Source organism: Paenibacillus sp. plas6 (assembly GCF_057221655.1).
Genome location: NZ_CM170151.1, coordinates 2,476,377 through 2,482,500 on the forward strand (window position 1 = coordinate 2,476,377; position 6,124 = coordinate 2,482,500).

The 6,124-nt window shown below is 41.3% G+C and carries 6 protein-coding genes and 1 other RNA gene (1 of these 7 running past the window's edge); all 7 read left to right on the forward strand.

Annotated features, from left to right (window positions below; all coding sequences use genetic code 11):
- The first annotated feature begins 16 nt into the window (after positions 1-16).
- Positions 17-1,420, forward strand: coding sequence for a transcription termination factor Rho (gene rho, locus AC2TDL_RS11150; protein ID WP_484696209.1), 1,404 nt, complete (start codon positions 17-19; stop codon positions 1,418-1,420).
- Positions 1,421-1,442: 22 nt separating this feature from the next.
- Positions 1,443-2,702, forward strand: coding sequence for a radical SAM family protein (locus AC2TDL_RS11155; RefSeq protein WP_484696210.1), 1,260 nt, complete (start codon positions 1,443-1,445; stop codon positions 2,700-2,702).
- Between the two features lie 137 nt (positions 2,703-2,839).
- Complete coding sequence (gene rpmE, locus AC2TDL_RS11160) at positions 2,840-3,037, forward strand: 50S ribosomal protein L31 (protein WP_484701144.1); 198 nt, start codon at positions 2,840-2,842, stop codon at positions 3,035-3,037.
- Positions 3,038-3,261: 224 nt separating this feature from the next.
- Positions 3,262-3,527: signal recognition particle sRNA large type (gene ffs / locus AC2TDL_RS11165), an RNA gene on the forward strand.
- Between the two features lie 195 nt (positions 3,528-3,722).
- On the forward strand, positions 3,723-5,450 hold the full coding sequence (dnaX, locus tag AC2TDL_RS11170) for a DNA polymerase III subunit gamma/tau (RefSeq protein ID WP_484696211.1): 1,728 nt from the start codon (positions 3,723-3,725) through the stop codon (positions 5,448-5,450).
- Positions 5,451-5,472: 22 nt separating this feature from the next.
- Entirely contained in the window at positions 5,473-5,784 is a 312-nt protein-coding gene (locus tag AC2TDL_RS11175) for a YbaB/EbfC family nucleoid-associated protein (protein WP_484696212.1), read from the forward strand.
- A gap of 58 nt (positions 5,785-5,842) precedes the next feature.
- Positions 5,843-6,124, forward strand: partial view of a recombination mediator RecR gene (recR, locus tag AC2TDL_RS11180; protein WP_484696213.1) — the 5' end (the start) only. It continues 318 nt past the right edge of the window; only the first 282 of its 600 coding nucleotides appear in the window; the start codon lies at positions 5,843-5,845; its stop codon lies beyond the right edge, outside the window.

A 6,124-nucleotide genomic window follows, 5' to 3' on the forward strand; every position in this document is an offset into this window, starting at 1 on the left:
ACAAAGTGGTGAGAGCATGTCAGATCTTCAAATTGTTGATTTGGAGAACATGAAATTAACGGAGCTTTACAAGCTCGCAAAACAATACCAAATTCCATATTATGGACAACTGAAGAAAAAAGAACTTATTTTTGCTATTCTTCGCGCACAAGCTGAAAAAAGCGGCTATTTGTTTATGGAAGGTATACTTGAAGTATTGCCAGACGGCTATGGTTTTTTAAGACCTATTAACTATTTGCCAAGTAAAGAGGATATTTACATTTCGGCATCTCAAATTAAAAAATTTGATTTGCGTAATGGTGATTTGGTTTCTGGTAAATGTCGTTTGCCGAAAGAATCAGAGCGTTATTATGGCTTGCTTCAAGTAAATGCTGTAAACGGAGAAAGTCCAGAAGCTGCAGCAGAACGATTACATTTTCCAGCGCTAACACCTCTATATCCAGAGAAAAAGCTGGTACTAGAAACGACACAAAATAATCTTTCCACGCGCATTATTGATTTACTTGCCCCTGTCGGCCTCGGACAGCGCGGACTGATTGTTGCTCCGCCTAAAGCAGGAAAAACCCTACTTTTGAAAGAAATTGCCAATAGTATTTCGACGAATTATCCAGATATCGAACTATTCGTATTACTGATTGACGAACGTCCGGAAGAAGTAACAGATATGCAGCGTTCAGTTAAAGGTGAGGTTGTTGCATCTACGTTTGATGAATTGCCGGAAAACCATATTAAAGTTGCGGAATTAGTGCTAGAGCGCGCACTTCGTCTTGTTGAACATAAAAAAGATGTTGTCATTTTGCTTGATAGTATTACGAGATTAGCGAGAGCGTTTAACCTGCATGTGCCTCCTTCTGGTCGTACATTAAGCGGTGGTATCGATCCTGCGGCATTTCATCGTCCTAAACGTTTCTTTGGCTCAGCACGTAATGTTGAGGAAGGCGGCAGCTTAACGATTCTTGCTACTGCTCTAGTTGAAACGGGCTCACGTATGGATGACATCATTTATGAGGAATTTAAAGGTACAGGTAATATGGAGCTGCATCTAGACCGTAAACTAGCAGAGCGTCGTCTGTTCCCTGCAATCGACATTCGTCGTTCAGGTACGCGTCGTGAAGAAATGCTGCTTACACAGGAAGAGCTTGATAAAGTGTGGGCAATTCGTAAACATATGAATGATTCCTTTGAATTTATAGATCAATTCTTGAAAAAAATGAGAGAAACGCAAAATAATCAAGAATTTTTAATGTCTTTAGATTTTTCTACCGATGATGCTCCAAAAGTAGAAAGCTTGAAGAAACCTGAACAAACGACAGTTAAACGAACTACTGCAGCCGCTTCTTCTACTTCACGCAAAACATCTACAAGAGCAACGTCAACAACGTCTACATCAACAACATCAACGACTCAGTCTACAAAGTAAAGAGGATGCCTAGGAGGACAACATGAATCTCGTATACGCAGATGAGCAGGGGAATGTATATGATCATCCTCACTATATCGGTTTAGGTCGCAGTGGCGACATGATTGTTGAAATAATGGAGGATGAGCTAATCCCATTGCCTGATGGTGCGACACTGGTCAGCTTACCATTCAGCAAACCAATTGCCCTTGACCCAGACACTGGTGAAATGCTCGTTATTGAGGATAATGTATCGGCAGTTGGAGCGTTATTACCGCAAGGCTATACCCGTTTAAATATTCCTGCTTATGTTAAATCTGATCCGAATGAGAAGCTGCCGTTGTTTGGTTATACTGCAGTAGTATGGAAAGACGATCAATTTTATGTAGCAGCAGAGCAATGCGATGATCCAGAAAAATGGGATCCAGAAAATTGTGATCGCCATGAGTTGAAACTTGAGGTTGATCGTTTGCTAAAGACTTACCCAGAAAATCGTCTTTATCAACATTTATCTAACTGTGCCTTGGAATATGAATGTTTAACAGCCTCTAATACATTTCTTAATCGTTGGGAAGGTGGAGTACCTGTATCCTATTCTTGTAATGCTGGTTGTTTTGGTTGTATTTCCGAGCAGCCAGATGATAGCGGATTTATTGCCCCACAAACACGCATGAACTTCCGTCCAAATGTAGAAGAAGTGGTGCAGGTAATGTTAGAGCATCTAAAGCATCCTGATTCGATTATTAGCTTTGGTCAAGGCTGTGAAGGCGAGCCAAGCACACAGGTGAAAACTATTGTAGAAGCGATTAAGCAAGTGCGCAGTCAAACAAAGCAAGGGTATATAAATATTAACACCAATGCAGGTTTAACCGATTTTATTCGGGCAATTGTTGATGCAGGTCTTGATCTAATGCGCGTTAGTACAATTAGTGCGATCGAAGAGCACTATAATGCTTATTATCGTCCGCGCGGCTATACATTGAAAAATGTTGAAAAGTCATTAATTTATGCTGCCGAGAAAGGTGTATACACTTCAATTAACTATCTCATCTTTCCAGGAGTAACCGATCGTGAAGAAGAAATGGAAGCAATGATCGAGTTCTGCAAACGAACCAAGCTGAAATTAATTCAAATGCGCAATTTAAATATTGATCCTGAAAGTTATTTAAGCCTTATTCCAAAGGCGAAAGGTGAAATTTACGGAATGAAGCAAATGCTGCAAATTTTCCGTGAAGAGCTTCCTGACGTCGTGATTGGTTCATACTCACATGTACCTCCACAAGGGTTTATAGGAAGAAAATAAGTATATTTTATTTGAGCAGAGCTGGTAACTAATTATATAAGTTTTTCATTGCAATTGCTTTGCTATTCTGTTAACATATTTTTATGTGCATATAACTCTGGTCCGTATGAGATCCAGGGCAGAAAGAGGTGAACGAGATGAAACAAGGTATTCATCCGACATACAACGTCGTTACAGCAACTTGCGCTTGTGGTAACACTTTCGAAACAGGTTCTGTTAAACAGAGCATTAAAGTTGAGATTTGTTCCGCATGTCATCCATTTTTCACTGGTAAGCAAAAGTTTGTAGACGCTGGTGGACGTGTAGATCGTTTCAAAAAGAAATACGGTATGTAATTTATCGTATTTTTTGCAGTGTATATTGTACTCAACGAGCAGGCTTTGCGAGTTCATCGCTAACCTGCTCGTTTTGTTTTAATCAAATCCGTTTCAGCAAATTGGTGGAAAAATTTTTGTTATAACGCGAAATGTGCTTAGCTAGTGCATATAGAGGATATTGCCTATATTTTCATTGCAGTTAAGGTTGCGCTTTTGCTCGTATTGATATATACTAAGTCTTGCCGTGCTAGATGGGGAGGTAGCGGTGCCCTGTAACTCGCAATCCGCTGTAGCGAGGTTGAATTCCTATCTGAGGTAATTCGATGTGAGGTTTGACGCTTGCAAGTAGTGTTGACAGTGGGGTCCTTCGCAATGGGCGCTTATGAACCTGGTCAGGTCCGGAAGGAAGCAGCCATAAGTAAGTTAGCTCATGTGCCGAAGGGGTGCCTTGCTCGAGCTATGTAGCAAGAAAGTCGCTTGGATCGCTTTATCGACGATAGGTGCACGGTACCTACATAAAATGTAATATTAATTTTCTTACCTGCCGATGCAAGCATTGCTTGTCAAGGCAGGTATTTTGCTATTTATGATAGAACGCTTGTAATCAAGTGAAGTTAATGATTCAATTTCTATAGCTAACTGTAGTATAATATAATGGCGCAATAGCGACGGCTATTGAACTAGACGTAAGGGAGATTGTAATGTGTCACATATAGCTCTATATCGTTCTTGGCGTCCGCAGATGTTCAAGGATATGGTCGGACAACAGCATATAATAAAGACGCTTCAAAATGCGATACGAGAACAGCGTGTTTCACATGCCTATCTATTCAATGGTCCGCGCGGTACAGGTAAAACAACTGCAGCCAAAGTGTTAGCAAAAGCAGTCAATTGTGAGCATGGTCCTGCGATCGAACCTTGTAATACTTGTGCAACTTGCATTGGAATTACTGAGGGTCATATTATGGATGTAGTTGAAATTGATGCTGCATCTAATCGTGGTATTGATGAGATTAGAGATATTCGTGAGAAGGTACGCTATGCGCCGACAGAAGTGCGTTATAAGGTCTATATTATAGACGAGGTTCATATGTTGACGGCAGAGGCGTTTAATGCTCTGCTAAAAACGTTAGAGGAGCCGCCAGCACATGTTATTTTTATTTTGGCGACAACAGAACCGCATAAGCTACCAGCTACGATAATCTCTCGTTGTCAACGTTTTGATTTTAGACAGGTATCTACAGAGGAGCAGGTAGCTCGTCTGCGAGAAATTTGTCAGGAAGAGCAAATCGTGGCAACAGATGAAGCATTAGCATATATTGCGCGTCTTTCAGAAGGTGGAATGCGCGATGCCATCAGCTTATTAGAGCAAGCCTCTGCATTTTCTAATCGTAACATTACATTAGATGCAGCAGTAGAAGTTACAGGCGGCATTGCAGCAGAACAGTTTTACAAATTAGCAGAAGCGATTCAACAGCAAAATGTCGCAGAGATGCTGTCGCTTGTAGAAAGTTTAATGCAGGCAGGAAAAAGTCCTGATAAGTGCTTAGAAAATTTAATGTACTATTTCCGTGATTTGCTTGTGTTAAAGCTAGCAGGCGGGCGAAATGGCGCCACGGAGCGAATTGTTGATGTTGAACGTTTTCAAGACATGGCAGCTACATACTCTGCCGAGCAATTATTTCAAATGATTGAAGTGCTAAATCATTACCAGCAGGAGCTAAAGCATGCTGCGCAACCACAAACTTTACTTGAAGTAGCTTTGTTAAAGCTATGTACGGCAAGTGGTAGCGGAAGCGGACAAATTTCTGAAGCAAGTGCACAAGAAATCGCTCAATTGCGCCAGCAAATTGGTCAATTAGAAAGCCAATTATCGCAATTGATGAAGCGAGGAGTTGTTGCAGCTTCAGCTCCAACAGCGCAGTCATCAGAGCGACAAGCACCACGGCGCAGTTTTTCATCTGGTGGTGTTCATCGCCCTAAGGTTAAGCTTGATCGTTATATTGCAGCCTTGCAAGGTCAAGAGACACAAGAAGCCCGCATGAAATGGGGCGAAATTATGGCGAAGGTTAAAGAGCGTAAGGTGACTGTACAAGCATGGTTAAAGGATAGTGAACTTGTTGCAGCAGTGGATGGCCAGCTACTACTTACATTTAGAAATGATATGCACCGTGAAATGACGGAGCGGCCTTCTCATCGTGAGCTTATCGAGCAAGTAGCGGGAGAGGTCATGAAACGCCCTTATCAATTAGTAACAGTGATGCTAAAAGACTGGCAAACAGCGCTTGATGGTAACAATGAAGCTGATGTGGAATCACTTCAGTTAGAGCCAGAGCACATCACTGTACAAAATAGTGACAGCAAGCAGCCTGAATGGGTTGATGAGGCGATTAAGCTGTTTGGAGAAGATCTTGTTGTCATCAAAGAATAAATTAATTTTGAGGTGAATGAATATGAACAATATGAATCAAATGATGAAGCAAGTAAAAAAAATGCAACAACAAATGTTGAAAGCGCAAGAAGAGTTAGAGCATAAAACAGTTGAAGGCAGCTCAGGCGGCGGTGTTGTACAGGTAGTTGCTAACGGCCACAAAAAAGTGCTAAGCATTTCAATTAAGCCAGAGGCTGTTGATCCAGATGATATTGAAATGCTGCAAGATCTTGTACTAACTGCAGTAAATGATGCTTTGACAAAAGCAGAAGAGCTAGCAAATGCTGATATGAGCAAATATACTGGCGGTATGAAAATTCCAGGTCTATTCTAATTTACAACGAGGAAAGATAGGATAGCTCTAGCTATTCGAAAGGAGCTGTACCTACATCGTGCATTATCCAGAGCCTATTGCCAAACTGATTGATTCATTTACACGATTGCCAGGAATCGGGCCAAAAACGGCTGCTCGTCTTGCCTTTCATGTATTGCGGATGAAGGAAGATGAGGTTATCGATTTTGCTAAAGCCTTAGTGAGTGTCAAACGCAATTTGATCTATTGTTCGGTTTGTTGCAACATTACAGATACAGATCCATGTCGCATATGTCAGGATAAAGGGCGTGACGCCTCGGTTATTTGTGTTGTGCAGGAATCAAAGGATTTAATTGCGATG